The organism is Paenibacillus oralis (assembly GCF_003863965.1).
Classification (GTDB): domain Bacteria; phylum Bacillota; class Bacilli; order Paenibacillales; family Paenibacillaceae; genus Fontibacillus; species Fontibacillus oralis.
This window is the reverse complement of sequence record NZ_RRCN01000001.1, coordinates 7,357,333-7,375,626: the sequence shown is the minus strand read 5'-3', so window position 1 is coordinate 7,375,626 and position 18,294 is coordinate 7,357,333. Positions and strand designations below refer to the sequence as shown.

16 protein-coding genes and 4 pseudogenes are annotated in these 18,294 nt (G+C 47.8%); 14 read left to right on the top strand and 6 right to left on the bottom strand.

Going from position 1 to position 18,294, the window contains the following annotated elements; all coding sequences use genetic code 11:
- Nucleotides 1-142 precede the first annotated feature (142 nt).
- Both EHV15_RS36765 and EHV15_RS32710 read right to left on the bottom strand, forming a co-directional pair.
- On the bottom strand, nucleotides 143-745 hold the full coding sequence (locus EHV15_RS36765; RefSeq protein WP_246062024.1) for an ExeA family protein: 603 nt from the start codon (nucleotides 743-745) through the stop codon (nucleotides 143-145).
- Nucleotides 721-2,055 (bottom strand): annotated as a pseudogene (locus tag EHV15_RS32710) (DDE-type integrase/transposase/recombinase). Before EHV15_RS32710 ends, EHV15_RS36765 begins: the two are co-directional and overlap by 25 nt.
- A 354-nt stretch (nucleotides 2,056-2,409) precedes the next feature.
- Here EHV15_RS32710 and EHV15_RS32700 point away from each other — a divergent pair.
- Nucleotides 2,410-2,580 (top strand): annotated as a pseudogene (locus tag EHV15_RS32700) (transposase); the annotation flags it as partial.
- A 136-nt stretch (nucleotides 2,581-2,716) separates the two neighbouring features.
- Here EHV15_RS32700 and EHV15_RS32695 read toward each other — a convergent pair.
- A complete protein-coding gene (locus tag EHV15_RS32695; RefSeq protein ID WP_128634939.1) occupies nucleotides 2,717-3,955 on the bottom strand; it encodes an IS110 family RNA-guided transposase in 1,239 nt (412 codons plus the stop codon).
- Nucleotides 3,956-4,184: 229 nt separating this feature from the next.
- Nucleotides 4,185-5,039, bottom strand: coding sequence for a helix-turn-helix transcriptional regulator (locus EHV15_RS32690; RefSeq protein ID WP_128634938.1), 855 nt, complete (start codon nucleotides 5,037-5,039; stop codon nucleotides 4,185-4,187).
- 194 nt (nucleotides 5,040-5,233) lie between these two features.
- On the opposite strand from EHV15_RS32690, the gene EHV15_RS32685 reads away from it, so the two are divergent.
- Both EHV15_RS32685 and EHV15_RS32680 read left to right on the top strand, forming a co-directional pair.
- On the top strand, nucleotides 5,234-5,797 hold the full coding sequence (locus EHV15_RS32685; RefSeq protein ID WP_128634937.1) for an NAD(P)H-dependent oxidoreductase: 564 nt from the start codon (nucleotides 5,234-5,236) through the stop codon (nucleotides 5,795-5,797).
- Nucleotides 5,798-5,903: 106 nt separating this feature from the next.
- Nucleotides 5,904-6,272 (top strand): hypothetical protein, encoded by a 369-nt coding sequence (locus EHV15_RS32680; RefSeq protein ID WP_128634936.1) that lies wholly within the window; start codon nucleotides 5,904-5,906, stop codon nucleotides 6,270-6,272.
- A gap of 158 nt (nucleotides 6,273-6,430) precedes the next feature.
- On the opposite strand, the gene EHV15_RS32675 is transcribed toward EHV15_RS32680, so the two are convergent.
- Nucleotides 6,431-7,321, bottom strand: coding sequence for a tyrosine-type recombinase/integrase (locus EHV15_RS32675; RefSeq protein WP_281281736.1), 891 nt, complete (start codon nucleotides 7,319-7,321; stop codon nucleotides 6,431-6,433).
- A gap of 47 nt (nucleotides 7,322-7,368) precedes the next feature.
- Between EHV15_RS32675 and EHV15_RS32670 the strand changes: the two genes are divergently transcribed.
- The 8 genes and pseudogenes from EHV15_RS32670 to EHV15_RS32630 all read left to right on the top strand — a co-directional run bounded on the left by EHV15_RS32670 (nucleotide 7,369) and on the right by EHV15_RS32630 (nucleotide 14,791).
- On the top strand, nucleotides 7,369-8,193 hold the full coding sequence (locus EHV15_RS32670) for an extracellular solute-binding protein (RefSeq protein WP_128634934.1): 825 nt from the start codon (nucleotides 7,369-7,371) through the stop codon (nucleotides 8,191-8,193).
- Nucleotides 8,194-8,228: 35 nt separating this feature from the next.
- On the top strand, nucleotides 8,229-9,437 hold the full coding sequence (locus EHV15_RS32665) for an ABC transporter substrate-binding protein (RefSeq protein WP_128634933.1): 1,209 nt from the start codon (nucleotides 8,229-8,231) through the stop codon (nucleotides 9,435-9,437).
- Between the two features lie 566 nt (nucleotides 9,438-10,003).
- Nucleotides 10,004-10,134, top strand: a pseudogene (locus EHV15_RS37725) (family 1 glycosylhydrolase); the annotation flags it as partial.
- A gap of 292 nt (nucleotides 10,135-10,426) precedes the next feature.
- A complete protein-coding gene (locus EHV15_RS32650) occupies nucleotides 10,427-10,948 on the top strand; it encodes a MarR family transcriptional regulator (RefSeq protein ID WP_128634932.1) in 522 nt (173 codons plus the stop codon).
- On the top strand, nucleotides 10,929-11,708 hold the full coding sequence (gene sufC / locus EHV15_RS32645; RefSeq protein WP_128634931.1) for a Fe-S cluster assembly ATPase SufC: 780 nt from the start codon (nucleotides 10,929-10,931) through the stop codon (nucleotides 11,706-11,708). The genes EHV15_RS32650 and sufC overlap by 20 nt, the downstream gene beginning before the upstream one ends.
- A gap of 23 nt (nucleotides 11,709-11,731) precedes the next feature.
- Nucleotides 11,732-13,039, top strand: coding sequence for a Fe-S cluster assembly protein SufD (gene sufD, locus EHV15_RS32640; RefSeq protein ID WP_425464456.1), 1,308 nt, complete (start codon nucleotides 11,732-11,734; stop codon nucleotides 13,037-13,039).
- Nucleotides 13,040-13,081: 42 nt separating this feature from the next.
- On the top strand, nucleotides 13,082-14,479 hold the full coding sequence (gene sufB, locus EHV15_RS32635) for a Fe-S cluster assembly protein SufB (RefSeq protein WP_128634930.1): 1,398 nt from the start codon (nucleotides 13,082-13,084) through the stop codon (nucleotides 14,477-14,479).
- A 72-nt stretch (nucleotides 14,480-14,551) separates the two neighbouring features.
- Complete coding sequence (locus EHV15_RS32630; protein WP_128634929.1) at nucleotides 14,552-14,791, top strand: NifU family protein; 240 nt, start codon at nucleotides 14,552-14,554, stop codon at nucleotides 14,789-14,791.
- On the opposite strand, the pseudogene EHV15_RS37720 reads toward EHV15_RS32630, so the two are convergent.
- Nucleotides 14,720-14,927 (bottom strand): annotated as a pseudogene (locus EHV15_RS37720) (hypothetical protein); the annotation flags it as partial. The gene EHV15_RS32630 and the pseudogene EHV15_RS37720 sit on opposite strands and share 72 nt — an antisense overlap.
- Nucleotides 14,928-15,042: 115 nt before the next feature.
- Here EHV15_RS37720 and EHV15_RS32625 point away from each other — a divergent pair.
- The 3 genes from EHV15_RS32625 to EHV15_RS32615 are packed head-to-tail and all read left to right on the top strand — an operon-like array spanning nucleotide 15,043 to nucleotide 18,274.
- The gene (locus EHV15_RS32625; RefSeq protein ID WP_128634928.1) at nucleotides 15,043-16,509 is read left to right on the top strand and encodes an ABC transporter substrate-binding protein; all 1,467 of its coding nucleotides are present in this window, start codon (nucleotides 15,043-15,045) and stop codon (nucleotides 16,507-16,509) included.
- Nucleotides 16,502-17,383: a carbohydrate ABC transporter permease gene (locus EHV15_RS32620; protein WP_128634927.1), complete on the top strand. Its 882-nt coding sequence runs from the start codon at nucleotides 16,502-16,504 to the stop codon at nucleotides 17,381-17,383. The genes EHV15_RS32625 and EHV15_RS32620 overlap by 8 nt, the downstream gene beginning before the upstream one ends.
- A gap of 45 nt (nucleotides 17,384-17,428) precedes the next feature.
- Nucleotides 17,429-18,274, top strand: coding sequence for a carbohydrate ABC transporter permease (locus EHV15_RS32615; protein ID WP_128635663.1), 846 nt, complete (start codon nucleotides 17,429-17,431; stop codon nucleotides 18,272-18,274).
- Nucleotides 18,275-18,294 lie beyond the last annotated feature (20 nt).

Below are 18,294 nucleotides of genomic sequence, written 5' to 3'. Positions count from 1 at the left end.
TTTATGGGTCTTTTTCGGCACGTCCTGTTACTGCTAGCCCATAATGTCCAGAGGTTGACGGCATGAGTTGTCCTGCTATTGACGGTCAATCTGTCCGCAGCAAGGGAGTAAAACAGGGAGAATCATGACAATTCTCCCTGAATCACACGCTTGACCATATGTCCACAATCCGGTGCTTGTTCTGTGCGCCGTAGATTAAGGCGTGCGTGCATAGCTTGTTCACCAGCCGGGCGGCTCCGCTGGAATAACGGTAGATTTCATCTATCGCCGCCTCCGTAAACAACTCGTGCGCGGCACCCGCAGCGCTCAGATGCCTTTTCATATAGGCTCCCATTTCTGCGCGGTCCAGATGGGGAAGATAACACTGCATGTCGATTCGCTGGCGAATCGCCGCGTACGCTTGCAGCCCCAGTCGGTCCCACAGCTCACTTTGTCCAACCAGAATCAAGGCCATGGGGCTCTGGGAATCCATTTTCATGTTCAGCAGAAAGCGCAGCTCCTCCAGCATCTTCCGGTCCAATAAATGGGCTTCATCTACCACCACCACGGGCTGCAGCCGGTGAATCCCCCGCATGAGCTCAATCTCCCGGTGCAGTTGCCGTTTGGCATCCCCATGGTAAAATTTCGACTCACATCCAAGCTGTTCGAGCAGCCCTTTGTAAAAGTGGCGCGGCGTCAGTTTGGAATCCGACAGGTATAAAAGCTTAAACTTTGTCTCGTCTAGCTCTTCGCCAAGCCGCCGGATCGTCGTTGTCTTTCCCGTTCCTTCCGGCGCTGGTGCCGGGTTTCTGCGGCCTCCAGCAGTCTCGAGGGGTCTGTCAAAGAGGCGCCCAAGTGTTCCGGCAACGCTGGCCGGGTTCCCGCACGTTCCCCCACGACCATTTCGCGCACCCGCCATGGGGCTCGACCTTCGTATTCAATCGTCAGCTCGGTGGTGTCCGCCGGGTCATAAATGACTTCGACCGTACAGCCCATCACGCCGAGGCCGACTTCGTATTTCCGGTTCATAAAGCTAATGCAGCCGGACTTGTCGACTTTACGTTTTTCGCTATGCAGGAAGGCGTCGGTCAAGGTGTCTGGGTCCATGAACCGCAGCGCTTTCGAGTCACTGCGAAAGGCAGTTTCCGGACTTCGTTTGTCCGCTAGCGCCGAATGAGGCTTGTGCTGGTAGCACTCCGAGAGCCACACCTCAAATCGCTCATTGAGCCGCTGAAGTGTCTTGGGCTTCTCTAGGGCGACTTCGCTCAAGAACGAATCGACAACTTGGTTAAATCGCTCCACTTTCCCCTTCGCTTCGGGTGAATACGGTTTGGTGTAGAGCAGCCGGGTCCCCAGCTTGGAGCAGGTCCGGGTCATCCCTTGGTTGCGGTACTGCTTCCCGTTGTCGAAATAAACAGCCTCGGGAACCCCATACTTCTGGATCGCCTGACGAAAGGTGGATTCCACCAGACGCTGGTCCATGACGGGTACAAATTCACCGTGCACAATAAACCGCGTGGCGTCGTCAATAAACACCACCAGGAACACTTGCTTCATCGCTCCGCCTTCGCCAAGGGGCAGATACGGGCCATACTTCAGGTCCAATTGCCACAGCTGGTTGCGGTGGCGCTGCTGGAAGCACCGGGCGGCCACGCCCGATTCGGCGTACATTCGTAAATGACGCGAACTGTAGCCACGAGCGGTCAGCCGTTCCTGAAGCGTACTTCACTTGACTTGGCCCGGGGCAATCCGACCTTCCCATTCCAGAATTTGAATGAGCTGTGCGACGCTGCGGCCAGGGATCTCCCGGCGCAAGAGGATCGCCTGTTCCAGGAAATCTGCCGGTATCGCTTCGTCCGAGGGCGGTCTTCCTTTGCTTTTGGGCTTCAGCCCGGTAAATCCTTCGCTACGGTAACTTCCATATACCGGCAGCGTACGCTCGGAGGGTCCGGTCTGTTCACAGATTTTCGTCTTCATCTCCCGGGCTTTCGCCGGATCCAGACCGTCCGCAAGCAGAGGAGCGAGAAGTTGCATCCGCTCAGCGGCTAAGGCTTCGGCTTTGGTTTGGTCTTTCATGGGATAGGCTCCTTCCTTGTTTGAACTCAAGGCGAGTCTACCGCAGAGAGGGGGCGGACAGGTAGGCAAAACGGGTATGTACCCGTAACTGGGCGTTAGCGATGGGGCGGACAAGCCTGGCCAGCCAGCCGGGTCCTTCGTGGTGAAGGGTCTCTATGGAGACAACAGGCGAAGTAAAGAAAGCTTCGCGGGGCAGAAGAACCACGCCGGTAAATCGAGCACTCAGCGCTAGCAAGGCCAGCATGAAGTAGACGGCAAGCACCCGAAACCAGGATTTCCAGCGCCTTAATGTAGATGTTTCTGCGCAGATGCTCACGGACGCCTCCGGCTCCGGTAAGGCGCATGATTGAGCCGGAACCTGTGTTTGGCGATATCAAGAGTAACCGTGGCTTTAGAAGATTCCTGCTTCGGGGCTTAGAAAAAGTAAGCCTTGAAGTCGGGTGGCTTTCCCTTGCTCACAATCTGCTTAAGAAAGCAGCCATAAACGCCAAAAACCAAAGAACTGAGCGAAAACAGACCACTTAGCTCCTTGGTTTTTTATGAATATCATCTTATTTTGTTGGTAGAGATGTTCCAAAGTTACTTTTTATACGAAAATGTAAGCCCCAAAAAAGCGCAAAAAGACACTCCTCACTTAGACGGGAATTTCAAAAAAAATGCGCTATGTTAAAGAGGCTTCGGCGGATTCCAACTTCACCATGAATCCCATAGCCTCGATTTTTTTTATCCAGTAATCCACCGTTGGTTTTGAAGAGGCTAGATAGTCCCAACCGATTTCTTGATAGGGAACCCTGTCCTTGAGCATACGATAGATGATTCTAAGGATTAGATGGGCTGTCGCTATCGTCGCTTTCTTCTGACCTCGTCGTTTCTGTATGCGGTAAAAGAAAGAAGCTAGCCTTGTACCTTTGGATTTACTCGCTGCCCAAGCTGCTTGGCAAAGGACGGCCTTTAGACTTTTGTTTCCTTTAGCTATTCTCGAGCTTTCCTTCTTACCTGCGCTTTCATTGTTACCAGGGCTTAAACCGGCCCAAGCCGCTATCTGAGGATCGCCTCCAAAACAAGACATATCATTTCCGAGTTCCGCCAAGATGACCGCCGCCGCATCTTTCTGGATTCCGGGAATGGTAATCAAGAGTTCAACTGCGGGCAAATGAGGCTGAAGTAACCGATCAATTTCAGACTCTACTTTCTCCAGTTGCTTCTCAACATAAGATAAGTGATCCAGGTGAAGGCCTAACATCATTCGATGATGTTTCCGCATTCGTCCATCTAAAGCTTCGAGAAGCTCAGGAACTTTTCGCTTGAGGGAAGTCTTTACCTTCTCTCTGACTTCATGAGCTTCCAAAGCCTCTCCGTTAATCACTGACTCCAACAAAGCTCGCCCGGATGTCCCAAAGATATCGCTAATGTAAGTGGTAAGCTTCAAATTAGCATCCTGCAGTATTTTATGGATCCGATTTTTCTCGGCGGTCGCGTCACGAAGCAGCTTGCGCCGATAGCGTGTTAAATCCCTCATATTTCGAATATCGGCTGGAGGTACAAAGCTTGGAGTGATGAGTCCGGAACGAAGTAACTGTGCAATCCATGCTGCATCTGCAACATCCGTTTTCCGCCCAGGTACGTTTTTGATTCGTTTTGCATTCGCCAGAATAAGCGTGAATTGCTCCTCCAGTATGCTCCAGACAGGCTTCCAATACACACCAGTACTTTCCATAGCTATGTGTGTACACTCCCAGTCGCTTAACCAGTCATGAAGCGCCAATAATCCTTTCGTTGTCGTTGAGAAAGTACGTATTTCTTGTTTAGGTTTACGGTCTAACTCACCATACAAAACGCAAGCAACTACTGTCTCTTGATGGACATCTAGCCCAGCACATCGTTCTAAAATCGCCTCCATCCCAGATCCACACTCCAGAAATAAATTTGGATGCAGGTCATGTACCCTCATGAACTAAGAATTTTTATACACGTGCTCGCGGCAACAATTGGCGGTGCTCGTGGGATACAGTCGGCCGGTTTGGGACAGCCTCTTTCTGTTTCGCACGCTTCGCGTACTCAACTGGCTTAAGCCATTAATGAAAAAAGCACCGGCCTCCTATAGACCGGTGCTTATACAACTTTGCCGCTTATTGCTTAACCGTCGTTTCCTCCGCGAGTTGGGCCAGGCGTTCAACCGAGCCGTCCTGCAGATCGGGCGTATAAGCATGCAGGAACTGCCCGCTTCCGTTCTGAACCGGTAAGACGAGCGTCGACAGGTTCAGCAGTCCCGCCAGCGGATGCGTAATCGCTTGCGGGTGCTTGCTCGTGCAACGAACCTCGTAGTTCTCCCACATCGTTGCAAACTCGGGGCTGCTCTCCGTCATTTCCGCGATGAATTCCGGATACCAAGTATCTTCGAGATTCTGGCTGTACATCACGCGGAAGTGGCCGAGCAGAGATGCAGCCAAGTCTTCCCAGTCGATGAACATCGTTCTGTAGGACGACAGCATGAATATGCGCCAGATCATGTTGCGTTCGCGGCTGTCGGCCGTGCCGAAAGTGCCGAACACGGAGAGAGCCAGACGATTCCAAGCCAGTACATTCATTTTCGCGTCGGTAATGTAAGCGGGGCAGAGCGGCATCTGATCCAATAAATAGTTCAGCGAAGACGATACCGCCGGTTCCTCTTCCCTCGGAATGAAGGCGTTTTGGCGAGGGTTCGCAAGGAAATGGAGATGGTGATGCTCGTCTTGGTCAAGGCGAAGAACGCGGGCCAGACTGTCCAGCACTTGGTCGGAAACGTTGATGTCCCGTCCCTGCTCCAGAGAGGTATACCACGGCAGCGAAATCCCGGCGAGCGCTGAAACTTCTTCGCGCCTCAGTCCTTTCGTTCGTCTTCTCGTAAATTCGGTGTGCGGCAGGCCCGCTTCTTCCGGCGAAAGCCGAAGCCGTCGCGTACGAAGAAAGTGCCCGAGTTCCTGACGGCGTTGATCGTCGCTCATAGCAGAACGCTCCTTTCAAGCTGATACTCTCAGTATCAGGATTGCGTAATATAGAATCGCGAATGACGTTAGGGGAAATAATGATATAAACACAGTTCTTCTTGGGTGATCCGAATCGAGTTAGGATAAAGCCATCACTTATTATGCTTCATTTTAACACATTCACAAATCCAAAGGGATTAAAGGAGAAAATCATGAATAATATCTTGATTATTAACGGTCATCAGTTCTACCCCTATTCGCAAGGAAGATTGAATAAAACGTTGTTTGACGAGATGGTTTCCAACTTGTCGGAAAAATACAACATAAAAACGACGGTTGTTCAAGACGGCTACGATATTAAAGAAGAACAAGAGAAATTCAAGTGGGCCGACACGATTATTTTTCAAACTCCAATTTACTGGTTCTCTTTACCTACGCTGTTTAAAAAGTATTTCGATGAAGTTTATGAATACGGAGTAATTTTTCAAGGAGCCGAAAAGTATGGGCATGGCGGCCTGTTGAAAGGGAAGAAGTACATGATCTCCACGACTTGGAATGCTCCGGAGAGCGAATATAACAACCCGGAAGGCTTCTTCAAAGGGCTGGATTTGGAAGGGACATTAGAGCACATTCACGCTACTCAACGTTTCGTCGGCATGGAGCCGTTGGAAAGTTTCAGCATTCACGATGTGATCACGAATCCGGATATCGAAAAACATATCGCCAAGCTTCGCGGACATTTGAATCAAGTTTTCGCACTTGAACTTAAAGTTTAAGGTCGGCATATACAAACGATTCTGATCGAATACAAACGCAAAAAGGCAACCTCTGATTGATGGACAACGGCAGGAGGCCATTTCGCATTGCCGAGAACTGCTTCGATTGAACCCGAATGACAATCAGGGAATTCGCTATCTTCTGGTTAATTATTTGCTGGCCGAGGAGATGAACAAAGAAGTTGACGAACTTCTGTTAGAACACGAAGAGGCTACGTGCTTTATGCAATATAGCGAAGCATTGCTTTCTTTTCGATGTAAAGGCGCACGCAAGGCGGCTGGATCGTTGCGTAAAGCTCTCGAGTCGAATTCGCATGTCTCCGCTTATTTGCTAGGAGTAAAACATATTCCGCATGTTGTTCCCGATGCCTATACACGAGGGAGTGAGGAGGAAGCGATTTTTTATGCCTCTGTCGCTCATCAAGCATGGAAGACAACACCGAACGCTTTGGTTTGGCTAGCTGAACGTGTTTAGAATATAGCTGGTAATAGTTTCTGCACGAACATATGCTTCATTTCATGATCTTTGAGAACTTGATTCTCAGACAAAAATTTAGAGGTCGTTTCTCCCTTTGAGGATCATATATGAAATAATAAAGGGCTGCCTAGAGGCAGCCCTAAGTACTTCGTCCATTATCCACCGATCCGGAGTCGACTCATATTCTCTACCGGACTATACTTCTGATGCTGCTCCCGGATATCTTTGCTAAAAAGCTCTACATAATAGCGGACCATGTCCAGTGTGCTGTGGCCTAAAATTTGCTGAAGGGTAAAAACATCGCCGCCGTTCAGAATATAGAACTTCGCCATCGTATGTCTGAATGTATGAGGCGATACCCGTACACCCGATATTCCGGCTAACTTCCCATACTTCTGAATGTTCTCCTGTATGGTTCGTGTACAAAGGGCGGTGCCCTCTACATTCACGAAGAGCCAGTCCGTCTCTACATCACCGCGTTCGACCAAGTATTGTTTCAACACTTTCACGCACGTTTTTTGGATGGGGACGCGCCGCGCTTTCCCGCCTTTGCCTCGAACAATTCGGATTTCCATTTCTTTTAAGAAAAGATCGCTGATCTTCAAATTCAGTAATTCTCCGATCCGCATCCCCGTTTCCAGCATGACCATCATGATCGTATAATCCCGAAATCCCGTAAAGGTGTGGCGATTGGGCTGGTTGAGCAGGGCAAGCAACTGCTCTTTGGTAAAGGTTTGGATCATTTTCTTTTCCGCCTTGACCAGCCTTAGTTCGTCTGCCAGTTTATGCTTGATATAGCCTTCTGCATGCAAAAACTTGAAAAACGCTTTGCAGGTTTTGATGCGCCCGTTTACCGTGTTGCTGGCCAGTCCTTTGCCAAGCATAGATCCGATATAATGATGTTTGATGTCTCGGTTGGTTATGGCGAGGACATCAAAGCCCAGATTTTGTTCTTCGAAAGTCTTCTGCATCATGATCATATTTTCTTCGTAAAACTCGATAGTTCGATTGGATAAATTTTTGGCCCGGCATTCAAACCGGCGGATTCACGTGTTTTGGGTTAGACAAAGAAAGCCCTCTAAGAGAGTTAGGTTTGTGGATCGGTTTTTCTATGGGATTAAAGGCAGTTAACCTTGATACAATGCAAGTTACAATGGATACAGAAGGCTGGAAGCAAGCGTACGAACAAGCTCAAGCGGCATTATCAACGAATGCCATTCACAAGGGAGGATTTAACGCGGATGAAGATTTCGATGGACAGCAACTTTTTGCTAAGGGGCGGCAAGCGATGTTGATCGATGATGAACCTAGCTGGGCCTATAGTGTACTTGACTATATAAAAAGTGGTAAATCAGGGGTTAAGCCATTTAGGGTAGGTATGGTGGTTGGTCCAGTGGATCCGTCTAACCGAGAAATAACCAGAGATCTCAATTTGGGTAATGACTATGTATATGCGATTCGGGCCGATTCCTCCAATGTAGATGCTGCATGGGAATTGTTGAAGTTTATGCAGGGTGATAAGGTTGCCAGCAATTTGGCGAGAAGACCTGATAATGGAATACCTTCACGTATGGGTCAAACAAGCGATTATTATGGGATTAACCTGGATGGATTCTATCACTTAACCTCTTTGCCGCTAAGTAATTATTACGATGATCCTGATAGTAGTATTATTACGGATGAATTCAAAGAAAAATATGAGGAGATTACGTATCGTGAATTGACCCAAGTAGAGGAGTCTCGAAAATCCCTCGATGACGCACTACAGACGATTCAACGAGATGCACAAGTTGCCCTTGATGAAGCATTCCTTGCCAGGAAAGTTAATGGAGAAAATGGGGAGGGAGAGTCGGACAATGGCATGAGAACAGACATGACAATCAATTGGGATGATTTTAAGACAGTACCTTTTAGATAACTATGTTATATGTTGAGCAGAGATAGGAGACGGTAATGAACAGACCATGGTTGGAAGTACTTACGGTGTTTGTTGTTAGTTGCCTGTTAGTAGTAGGTTGTACAAGTGAATCTAAGGGACCGATTGAACCAAAGGAGAATCAAGAGACGACTACGCTTAAGGTCATCTATCATGATTCGGAATTATTCTACAAGCAATATGGAGATTGGTTCACCACGCTTAATAATCAAATCCAATTTGAAGTACTCAGTGATGCAGACATTTACAAGGATATGGGTGATAAGACGAAGGAAGAGGTGTATGCAGCGTTTATCCGTGAAGAACAGCCGGATATCTTGATTCTGGATGCTCATCAGTTTAAAAATCAAATTAACGATGGAATACTGACTGAACTTGATTCGCTTAGTACTAGAGATAACTATAATCTGGATGGGTTCGTTCCCGGTCTCGTTGATCAACTTAGAGAAATAGGCGGTGGTGGATTGTATGGGCTTACTCCGTCATTCTCAAGTAAGGCGATATTTTATAACAAGGACCTGTTCAAGAAAAATGGCATAGAGTTACCATCTGATGGAATGAGTTGGTACGATATCATTGAGCTTGCCCGCCGTTTTCCTACTGAAGGGGATAAACAGACACGAGTTTACGGATATAGCGGTGGAGATGTGTATGAAGCCCCCATAGATCTAGTTACACTGACTGATCAGATGAGCCGGGCTGATGGATTGTCGATCGTGAATACAGATAAGATGCAGGTGACCATAGATACAGATGCGTGGAAGAAAGTGATTCAGACCGCTATCAAGGCAGACCAATCGGGAGCTATTTTTAATTCTATGGATGAATTATTCACCCGTGGAACGAAAGAGGAGTTTTATGATAGCCAACCATTTCTCATGGGGCGTTCTGCTATGCATATTGGATCTGTAACGTCGCTAGCACTTATGGATCATTTCAAGAATGATTTGAACAATTATGTACCCTTTGAACTTGGTATTGCCGCTGGACCCGTTGATCCCCTTGATCCTACATCAACTTATGTAACTCCAGGTGATATATTCGCCATTAATATAGCATCAGTCCATCAAGATGCAGCATGGGAATTTATTAAGTATGTGTGCGGTGAAGATTATGCTCGTGCCAGCTCCGAATCTAATGAATTGTTGTTAGGTCAGAAACTGTTATTAAGTCGATCAGGATACATGACGGACTATGAAGGAATCAGTTTAGAGCCGTTAAGTTGAACTTTTGAATATGGCGGGAAAAGGCAAGAGGGTGAAATGATTCTGGAGAAGCGGCAGCGTTCGCCTTTGCGAGCGGATTTCTACCTTGTTAGAATTTAGTTAGTGATAAGAAATCTGTAAAGTTTCCGCTTGACGGGATGATGGCGAATCCCTTACCCATCGCTTCGCTGGAAAAGGCTTCGTCCGCCGTCTTCCACCGTTTTCTCCCCCGCTTCGTTCACCCTCCCATCAGACGAGCGAGTCGCTTCTCATACTCCCGAAGAATAGCATTAAAAAATAGCATAATATCTTTTTGGTTCAACCTAATCATCAGTGCTTGACAGTCAAGCCGACAACAGACCGTGGCCTGGAGCGAGACTCGCTATCCGGAAGCTTTGCACGATTATCCCGTTTGATCATGTGACTTGGCTTTCTGAACCAAAGGGATAATCGTGCAAAGTGGTTTGGAGAGACAACTCCCCATCTCCGTCATCATTTATTTTGTCAAGCACTGATTTTCGTCTTGAGCCATCTTTTTTATAGTCTTTTCGGTGTCGGTGCATCAGCCATACCTGAGCGGATGAGCGGAAGCCATTGCCGATGGCGTGGAAGTGGCGGATATACAACCTGGGGCTGCATCGATCTGGTCAGCGCCTCGACGGCCCAGTTTAAGAAGCGTTACGGCTCCATCTATGTTGACCGTAATGATGATGGCTCTGCCGGAGAATGAGCCAAGCTACCGGATGTTCTGTCCGAACTATTAAAGATTGGCATAAGCAAGCTTACTAAATTCCGTTCCTTTGGAGCGGTTTTCTTTTTTATCAGGGGTCAGTGTTGCCATACACGCTCACGGTAGCGTATTGAAGCGCGGTAGTTCAATAATTGATATTGATTATCATTATCATATATGTTAATATAAATTTTGTTCACAAGTGAACAAAAAGCATAATAATCTGGTGCTGACACTGAACTTGGTCTGCAACTAATGCAAGAGAGGGGAGATTGCGAAATTGGAGTTTCAAAATGATTTTAAAGGTCATCTTTACGAGCAATATATTAGAATGCTGCATCTGAATGAGCTGTATACTGAACAAGAATTTAACTCGTTTCGGCAACAGGCCAGTAAGTACCGGATTGACATGCTCTCCAACAATATCACTAGTGTACACGTTATTGATTGCATTGGTGATTATGAACCGATAAATCATACCGGGATTGTGGAGAAGATGGGGTTGTCCAAAGCTAGCATTACTAAAATTAGTGCAAAGCTGCTGGAAATGGGCTTTATTATGAGAAGTCAACTGAACAACAATCGCAAGGAGATTTATTTTAGTTTAACGGATAAGGGAAGAATTGTTTATCATTTGCATAAAAAGCTGCACAAAGAAAAAGAAGAAAGGTTTTACCAATTCATTGAATCCTATTCAGAGGCCGAGCTACAGACTATTGGAAAATTTATGAGTGATTTGGTGGCGCATGCCGAAGAAAACTCCGGAAGGGAAGTCTGGGAAAATGACGACATTAAAAATTGAGGAATTAAGATCCAAGATTGATGGGAAAGAAATTTTAAAAGGACTCACACTGGAGATTCATGGTGGAGAGATTCATGCGATTATGGGGCCTAATGGGACGGGAAAAAGTACGCTGGCTTCGGCTTTAATGGGCCATCCCAAATATGAAGTTACTGGCGGCAAGGTGACATTGGACAATGAAGACCTTCTGGAGATGGAGGTGGATGAGCGTGCCCGGGCAGGCTTGTTCCTAGCTATGCAATACCCAAGTGAAATTGCCGGGGTGACGAACTCGGACTTTCTCAGAAGTGCCATCAATGCACGGCGTGAAGAAGGCGATGAGATCTCCTTAATCCGTTTTATCCGTGAAATGGAGAGCAAAATGAAGGGGCTGGAGATGAACCCGGAATTCGCGCATCGTTATTTGAATGAGGGATTCTCCGGCGGCGAAAAAAAGCGGAATGAGATTTTGCAAATGATGCTGCTTGAACCCAAGTTTGTGATTTTGGATGAAGTAGATTCCGGGCTTGATATTGATGCACTGCGTATTGTGGCTAATGGTGTAAATGAGATGCGCAGCCCGGATAGAGGTTTTTTAATCATCACCCATTACCAACGTCTGTTGAATTATATTACCCCGGATTTTGTGCATGTCATGATGCAAGGCCGGATTGTCAAATCTGGCGGCCCGGAGCTTGCCCACCGTTTGGAGGCTGAAGGGTACGATTGGGTGAAAGAGGAGCTTGGGATTACGGATGAGACGGTAGGCGAGGAAGTTTAAGAGCCGGAGAGGAGGAACAGCAAGTGGGTATACAAGCAAGAATTTCAATGAATGTGGACGATTTACGCGCATGGTCAAGTGCTAAGGATGAACCTCGTTGGCTGCTTGAACGCCGGATTCGGGCACTCGAGCTGGCAGGGACGCTGGAACTGCCTAAAGTGGAGAAAATCAAACTTGAAAAATGGGATATCTACGAAAGTGGAGATTACAAAGCTGAGAATGCGTGGTCAGGTTTGGAAGATGCGCCGGAGGTTGTTCGAGGTTTGGTTGCTTCTCCAGTGAAAGGCGGACTAATCGTTCAGTTCAATTCGGATGTAGTGTATACGAAATTGTCCGAGAGCTTAGCCGCCCAGGGAGTCATTTTAACGGACCTGCATACTGCGGCAAAAGAACATGAGGCGTTGGTTCAACGTTATCTCTTTCAGGCAGTGAAGCCGGAAGAGCATAGTTTATCTGCTGCACACAGCGCCTTATGGAGTGGTGGCGTTTTTCTATATGTCCCGGACGGTGTAGAGGTTGAAGCGCCCATTCAAGCAATCTTTCTTAACGATACAAGCGGTGTGCGTTTTGCTCCTCACATCTTAATTGTGGCCGGGAGCAACAGCAAGATCATTTTTGTGGATAATTGTGTATCGAGCGGGGATGATGTCAAGGTATTGCATAACGGTGTGGTGGAGGTCTTTGCGGGAGCGGGCTCAAAGGTGCAAGTAGCTTCGGTTCATCAGCTTGCTGCAGCAACAACGGATTTCACCCAGCGGCGGGCGGTCGTGCTTGCGGATGGCGGTGTGGAATGGATTATCGGTGAGATGAACAATGGTAATACCGCCAGCGATACCAAGACTTTGCTTCAAGGCAACGGGGCGGTCTCCGACACTAAGGTGATTGCTATTGGCACGGGCAATCAAAAATCGAGCTATACAACTCAAGCCCGGCATTTTGGCAGAAGCTCGGTGAGCCAGATGATTACGCGTGCAGTCATGCTTGAAGAAGCTACAGCCATTATCAACGGCATTACAAAGATTGAAAAGGGTGCAACCCATTGTGATGGTCAGCAAACAGAACGCGTGCTTATGTTAAGTCCTAAAGCGCGCGGCGATGCCAATCCGATCCTGCTGATCGATGAGGATGATGTAACCGCCGGTCATGCTGCATCCGTGGGGCAAGTCAATGCGGAACAAATCTATTATCTGATGTCGCGTGGGATATCTCGGAGAGAAGCCGAATATCTTGTTATTTTTGGATTCCTCGCTCCTGTCATTTCGGAGATCCCGCTGGAGGGGGTTCGCGGTCGCCTGCAAGATTTAGTGGAGAGCAAGCTCGGCAGATCATAGCAAATCAAAATGAGTCTTGAAAGGTTATAAGGAGTGATACTAATGGCTAAAAAAGCGCCGGATATGGGTGAATATAAATATGGGTTTCGCGACGAGCACCAGTCTATTTTTCAATCTGGAAAAGGTCTGACTGAAGAGATCGTCCGGGAAATTTCCCGAATCAAGGAAGAGCCGGAATGGATGCTCGATTTTCGGCTGAAAGCGTTGAATCAATTCAACAAAATGCCGATGCCTCAATGGGGAGCGGATTTGGCCGGGCTAAATCTAGATGACATCCAATATTACGTTCGCCCTTCTGAAAAACAGGGGAAGACCTGGGAGGAGGTTCCTTCCGAGATCAAAGCGACCTTTGACAAGCTGGGGATTCCTGAAGCGGAGCAAAAGTTCCTGGCGGGTGTATCCGCTCAATACGAGTCGGAAGTAATCTATCACAGTATGCAGAAAGAACTGGAGGATCAGGGTGTTATTTTCCTTGATACGGATACTGCATTAAAGCAATACCCCGAAGTGTTTAAGCAATATTTTGGAACGATCATCCCTCCCGCCGACAATAAATTTGCGGCGCTTAACAGTGCGGTTTGGTCAGGCGGCAGCTTTGTATACATTCCGAGGGGCGTTCAGTGTGAGGTCCCTATACAAGGGTATTTCCGTATTAATTCTGAAAATATGGGCCAATTCGAGCGGACATTAATTATTGCCGAAGAGGGCAGCTTTGTCCATTATGTTGAAGGATGTACAGCGCCTATTTATAGTACCAGTTCTCTGCATAGCGGAGTTATTGAAATTATTTGCCGGAAAGATTCCCGTGTCCGTTACACGACAATTCAGAATTGGGCGCCTAATATCTACAACTTGGTAACCCAAAGGGCTGTGGCAGAGGAAAACGCCACAATGGAATGGGTGGACGGCAACATCGGCTCCAAGGTAACAATGAAGTATCCGGCTGTAATATTGAAAGGACGGGGAGCCAAGGGGTCCATTCTGTCTATTGCCGTAGCCGGTAAAGATCAGCATCAAGATGCCGGCGCGAAGGTCATTCACCTTGCTCCCGAGACAACATCTACGATTATATCCAAATCCATCAGCAAACAGGGCGGCAAAGTAAACTACCGGGGGTTGTCCAGCTTCAGCCGCGATTCCGCAGGGTCCAAGTCCAATATTAAGTGCGATACGTTGATTTTGGACAACCTCTCAACATCAGATACAATTCCGTACAATGAAATTAAAAACGATCAGATAACTTTGGAGCACGAGGCAACAGTATCCAAAGTGTCCGAGGAGCAATTATTTTACTTAATGAGCCGCGGGCTTACAGAACAAGATGCCACACAAATGATTGTAATGGGCTTTATTGAGCCGTTTACCAAGGAATTGCCGATGGAATATGCCGTTGAAATGAATCGGCTGATTCAATTTGAGATGGAAGGAAGCATCGGTTGATTCATTAATTTAATAAATCAAGCGTTTGCCTCTTTAAAGAAGTTCGAGGTTACTTAATAAGGAGCTGGCATAATGGAGGAGAATGGAATTTTATTCGATGAAGTATCGGAAGTGCTTCTCAAACTACGTCCTTTCTTACTGCGCGACGGCGGAGATGCTGAACTGGTCGAGATTGAGAACGGTATAGCCAAATTAAGATTTTTGGGAGCTTGCAACGGTTGCCCAAGCGCTACGATTACGTTAAAGGCCGCTATTGAACGCGCAATTCTTGAGGAAATCGATGATATTAAAGAAGTTGTACAAGTATTCTAGACTGTTATACAAATCCGCATAGAAGGTATCGTCGGAAAGGAACTCTTCATGGGTTCCTTTTTCAATAATCATACCGTTCTTCATCATGAGGATGACATCCGCAGAATTTTATCGTGGAAAGCTGATGAGCAATAACAGGAATCAAATAGTTGATTGAGACATTTTGTTTACAAGTTAGACGGCTCTTATTGACATCTCTCCTCTATACTCGAAAGAGTGGAAATCAGACATACCAGGGGAGGAAATACCGCATGAGAAAAATGACAAAAATGACGGCTTTCTTGATGAGCTGCTTACTCATCATTGTAATGGCCGGATGCGGCGGCAACAGCAATGAGGGTCGGTCGGGTAGCGGAACCGGGACACGGGGCCTGCAAGGAACGCCGACGGATGCGCCGGCCGGGTCGGAACAATCCACCATAATGCCTGCGCCTGATCCCAATAAACAGAGCACCGTTGTTTTCACTATGTTCAAAAACGACGCCTACATTCAGGATGCGAAGAAAGCATACGAGAAACAGCACCCGAACATCACGATCGATTTGAAATATATGATCCAGGATGGAAGAGATGATATTTCGGGAGTTAAACTGGAGAAATTCAGGTCAACCATGATTGCCGATTTTCTGAACGGCAAGGGTCCCGACATGATCGTGATGGACAGCTTGCCTGCGAGCAAATACATCGGTAAAGGTCTGCTCGCGGATGTGAGCCGGATGATGAGCGGCGACCCTGCATTCCAGGAAGAGCAATATTTCCAGAACATATTGGACAATTTGAAAGACGGCAAAGGCGGTTTGTACACCGTGCCGTTATCGTTTTCCCTGTCTGTACTAATGGGGGATCAAGAGACATTGGAGAGGTCGGGAGTAAAATTCGACGACAAAACCTGGACCTGGAATCAATTCAATGACACCGGCAAGGAGCTCTCCAAATTGGATGGCGACCGATACGCGCTTGTTGCGGGTGATCCGAGGTATTTATTATCCGATATGATCAGGGCAAACTATTCTCTGCTCGTGAATCCGGTGAACCGCGAAGCCTATTTCGATTCCGAGTTCTTTATTCATATGCTGGAGCAGATCAAGACGATGGAAGCCGAAAAGGTGGTGTCGTTTTCCGTGGAGAAAGACAAAGCCGATTCGGTGGCTTATTTTACGGAACGCGAGCTGCATACCCCCTATCAATATTTCGCTTATATCGCGAATATGAAAGAGAATGGGGCGAATACGCCCAAATTTTATGAAAAACCAAAGGCTGAAGGCCGAGAGCCCGGGGGATATTTCTCGACGTATACCAATATTTCCATTAATGCAAAATCATCCGTGCAACCTGAGGCGTGGGACTTTCTCAAATTTCTGATGTCGGGAGAAGCGAGCGCTGCTTCGAGTTGGGGGCCGGACGATCTTACCTATGCAGGTCAAGGATACAACGGGACGTTTCCGATCTCCAAAGCGGTATATGAAGCGAAAACGGAAAAGTTGCTGCAAGCGGGCGAGGTATCTACGTTTACGGACAGCGGCACAACGCGGGTGACGGAAGAGGATGTGCGGCAACTGGAGTCGATTCTTTTGCAAGCCAACCATCCAATCGCCGATATCGATATAGGAGTGGTGGAACTGTTTAATGAATCGTCGGCCTTCTTCAGCGGACAGAAATCGGCCGAAGCCGTAGCGAAAATCATCCAGAACAAAGCGACGACTTACCTCAATGAATAAACATCGTTTCTTGTACTGGATGCGTAAAGACGAATTAGCGGCCATCCCTTTTCTGGCGCCCAGTTTGCTCGGATTTTCTCTGTTCTTTGCGGTTCCGTTCGCCATGAGCGTTTACTATTCGTTCACCGATCAGGTGTTGAACGGAACATTCGTCGGGTTGGGCAACTATAAGGAACTGCTGCTTAGCAGTTCCTTTCGCAAAGCGGCCGGCAATACGCTGCTCTTTACGGGGATCAGCGTTCCGCTGCTGATCGCGCTGTCTCTGATCCTGGCGCTCTTACTCAATCAGCGGATTTGGCTGCGGAATTTGCTGCAAACGGCGATTGTCTTGCCTCTGGTCGTACCCGTCGCCTCGATCGTGATGATCTCGCAGATTTTCATCGATTGGAACGGCGTTTTGAATGCCTGGCTGCACCGTATTCATCTGCCGCGCATCGATTGGCTGAACTCGGATGGATCGATGATCATCGTGGCCATGATCTATGTATGGAAAAACGTCGGATACAACATGATCCTCTTCCTCGCCGGGCTTCAGACGATTCCGCGCAGCTATTACGAAACGGCGCTTATCGAAGGCACGAGCGGAGTTCGCCGGTTTTTCGGCATTACCCTCGTTTATTTAACGCCAACGATGTTCTTCGTCATCCTGATTTCGATCGTCAATTCGTTTAAGGTGTTCCGGGAAACTTACTTGCTTGCGGGTCCATATCCGTACGACCGGATTTATATGATGCAGCATTATATGAACAACATGTTTTTCTCGTTGGATATCCAGAAATTAACGGCTGCCGCCGTGCTCATGGTCGGTTGTATGGTGATGCTGGTGTCCGTCCTGTTGTCCATCGAACGAAAATTTCGGGAGAATATGGAGTAACCGGGAGGAGAAGAGCCATTGCCCAAGACAAGAAAGCTTCCCGCCATGGCCTTATCCCTTCTCGTCGGGATTGTCGCGGTAGTCATGATGGCACCGATCATCCTGACGATCACGAACTCGCTGATGACCGAAAGGGAGATGGGTTTTAATTATGATCTGGTGGGCAAGATGACCGATGCTTCGGCCCAAGATGTGTTCGTAAACCTGAAGTTGATCCCGGATTGGGTCACTTTGGACCAATACGTGAAGCTGCTGATCACGACGCCGAAGTTTCTGCAGATGTTCTGGAACTCGGCCGGCCTTGTCGTCCCGATCGTGGCAGGGCAGGCGCTGGCGGCCTCGCTGGCGGCCTATGCCTTTGCCAGGCTCCGTTTCCGGGGGCGTGATACGCTGTTCATGATCTATCTGATGACGATGCTCATGCCGTTTCAGGTTACGCTTGTTCCCAATTACATTATGATCGACAAACTGGGGCTGATGAATACGGCAGGAGCGATCATCCTGCCGGGTATTTTCGGCGCGTTCGGCGTCTTTATGGTGCGCCAGTTTATGGCTCATCTTCCGCATGCTTATACGGAAGCAGCCCAAATGGACGGTGCGGGGCACGCCATTATTTTCGTCCGGATCATCCTTCCTTTAATCAAGCCGGGATTGGCTGCATTGATCGTGCTGTTGTTCGTCGATTACTGGAATATGGTCGAGCAGCCCCTCATTTTCCTGGAGGAGGAGTTCAAGTATCCGCTGTCGCTTTATTTGTCGCAAATTCAACAAGGGGAGCGAGGCGTAATCTTCGCTGCTTCCGTTCTGTATATGACCCCGATGGTATTGCTGTTTTTGTACGCCGAAACGTATTTGACCGAAGGCATCGAGCATTCCGGAATCAAGGGGTAGTTTTCAAGGTAGGAGTGAAT

Coding starts and splice junctions, on each gene's coding strand:
- EHV15_RS32685 (WP_128634937.1), top strand. CDS start 5,234: ATGAATAATATCTTGATTATTAACGGTCATCAGTTCTACCCCTATTCG.
- sufB (WP_128634930.1), top strand. CDS start 13,082: ATGGCTAAAAAAGCGCCGGATATGGGTGAATATAAATATGGGTTTCGC.
- EHV15_RS32630 (WP_128634929.1), top strand. CDS start 14,552: ATGGAGGAGAATGGAATTTTATTCGATGAAGTATCGGAAGTGCTTCTC.
- EHV15_RS32625 (WP_128634928.1), top strand. CDS start 15,043: ATGAGAAAAATGACAAAAATGACGGCTTTCTTGATGAGCTGCTTACTC.
- EHV15_RS32615 (WP_128635663.1), top strand. CDS start 17,429: ATGGCCTTATCCCTTCTCGTCGGGATTGTCGCGGTAGTCATGATGGCA.
- EHV15_RS32690 (WP_128634938.1), bottom strand. CDS start 5,039: ATGAGCGACGATCAACGCCGTCAGGAACTCGGGCACTTTCTTCGTACG.
- sufC (WP_128634931.1), top strand. CDS start 10,929: ATGACGACATTAAAAATTGAGGAATTAAGATCCAAGATTGATGGGAAA.
- EHV15_RS32620 (WP_128634927.1), top strand. CDS start 16,502: ATGAATAAACATCGTTTCTTGTACTGGATGCGTAAAGACGAATTAGCG.
- EHV15_RS32665 (WP_128634933.1), top strand. CDS start 8,229: ATGAACAGACCATGGTTGGAAGTACTTACGGTGTTTGTTGTTAGTTGC.
- EHV15_RS32695 (WP_128634939.1), bottom strand. CDS start 3,955: ATGGAGGCGATTTTAGAACGATGTGCTGGGCTAGATGTCCATCAAGAG.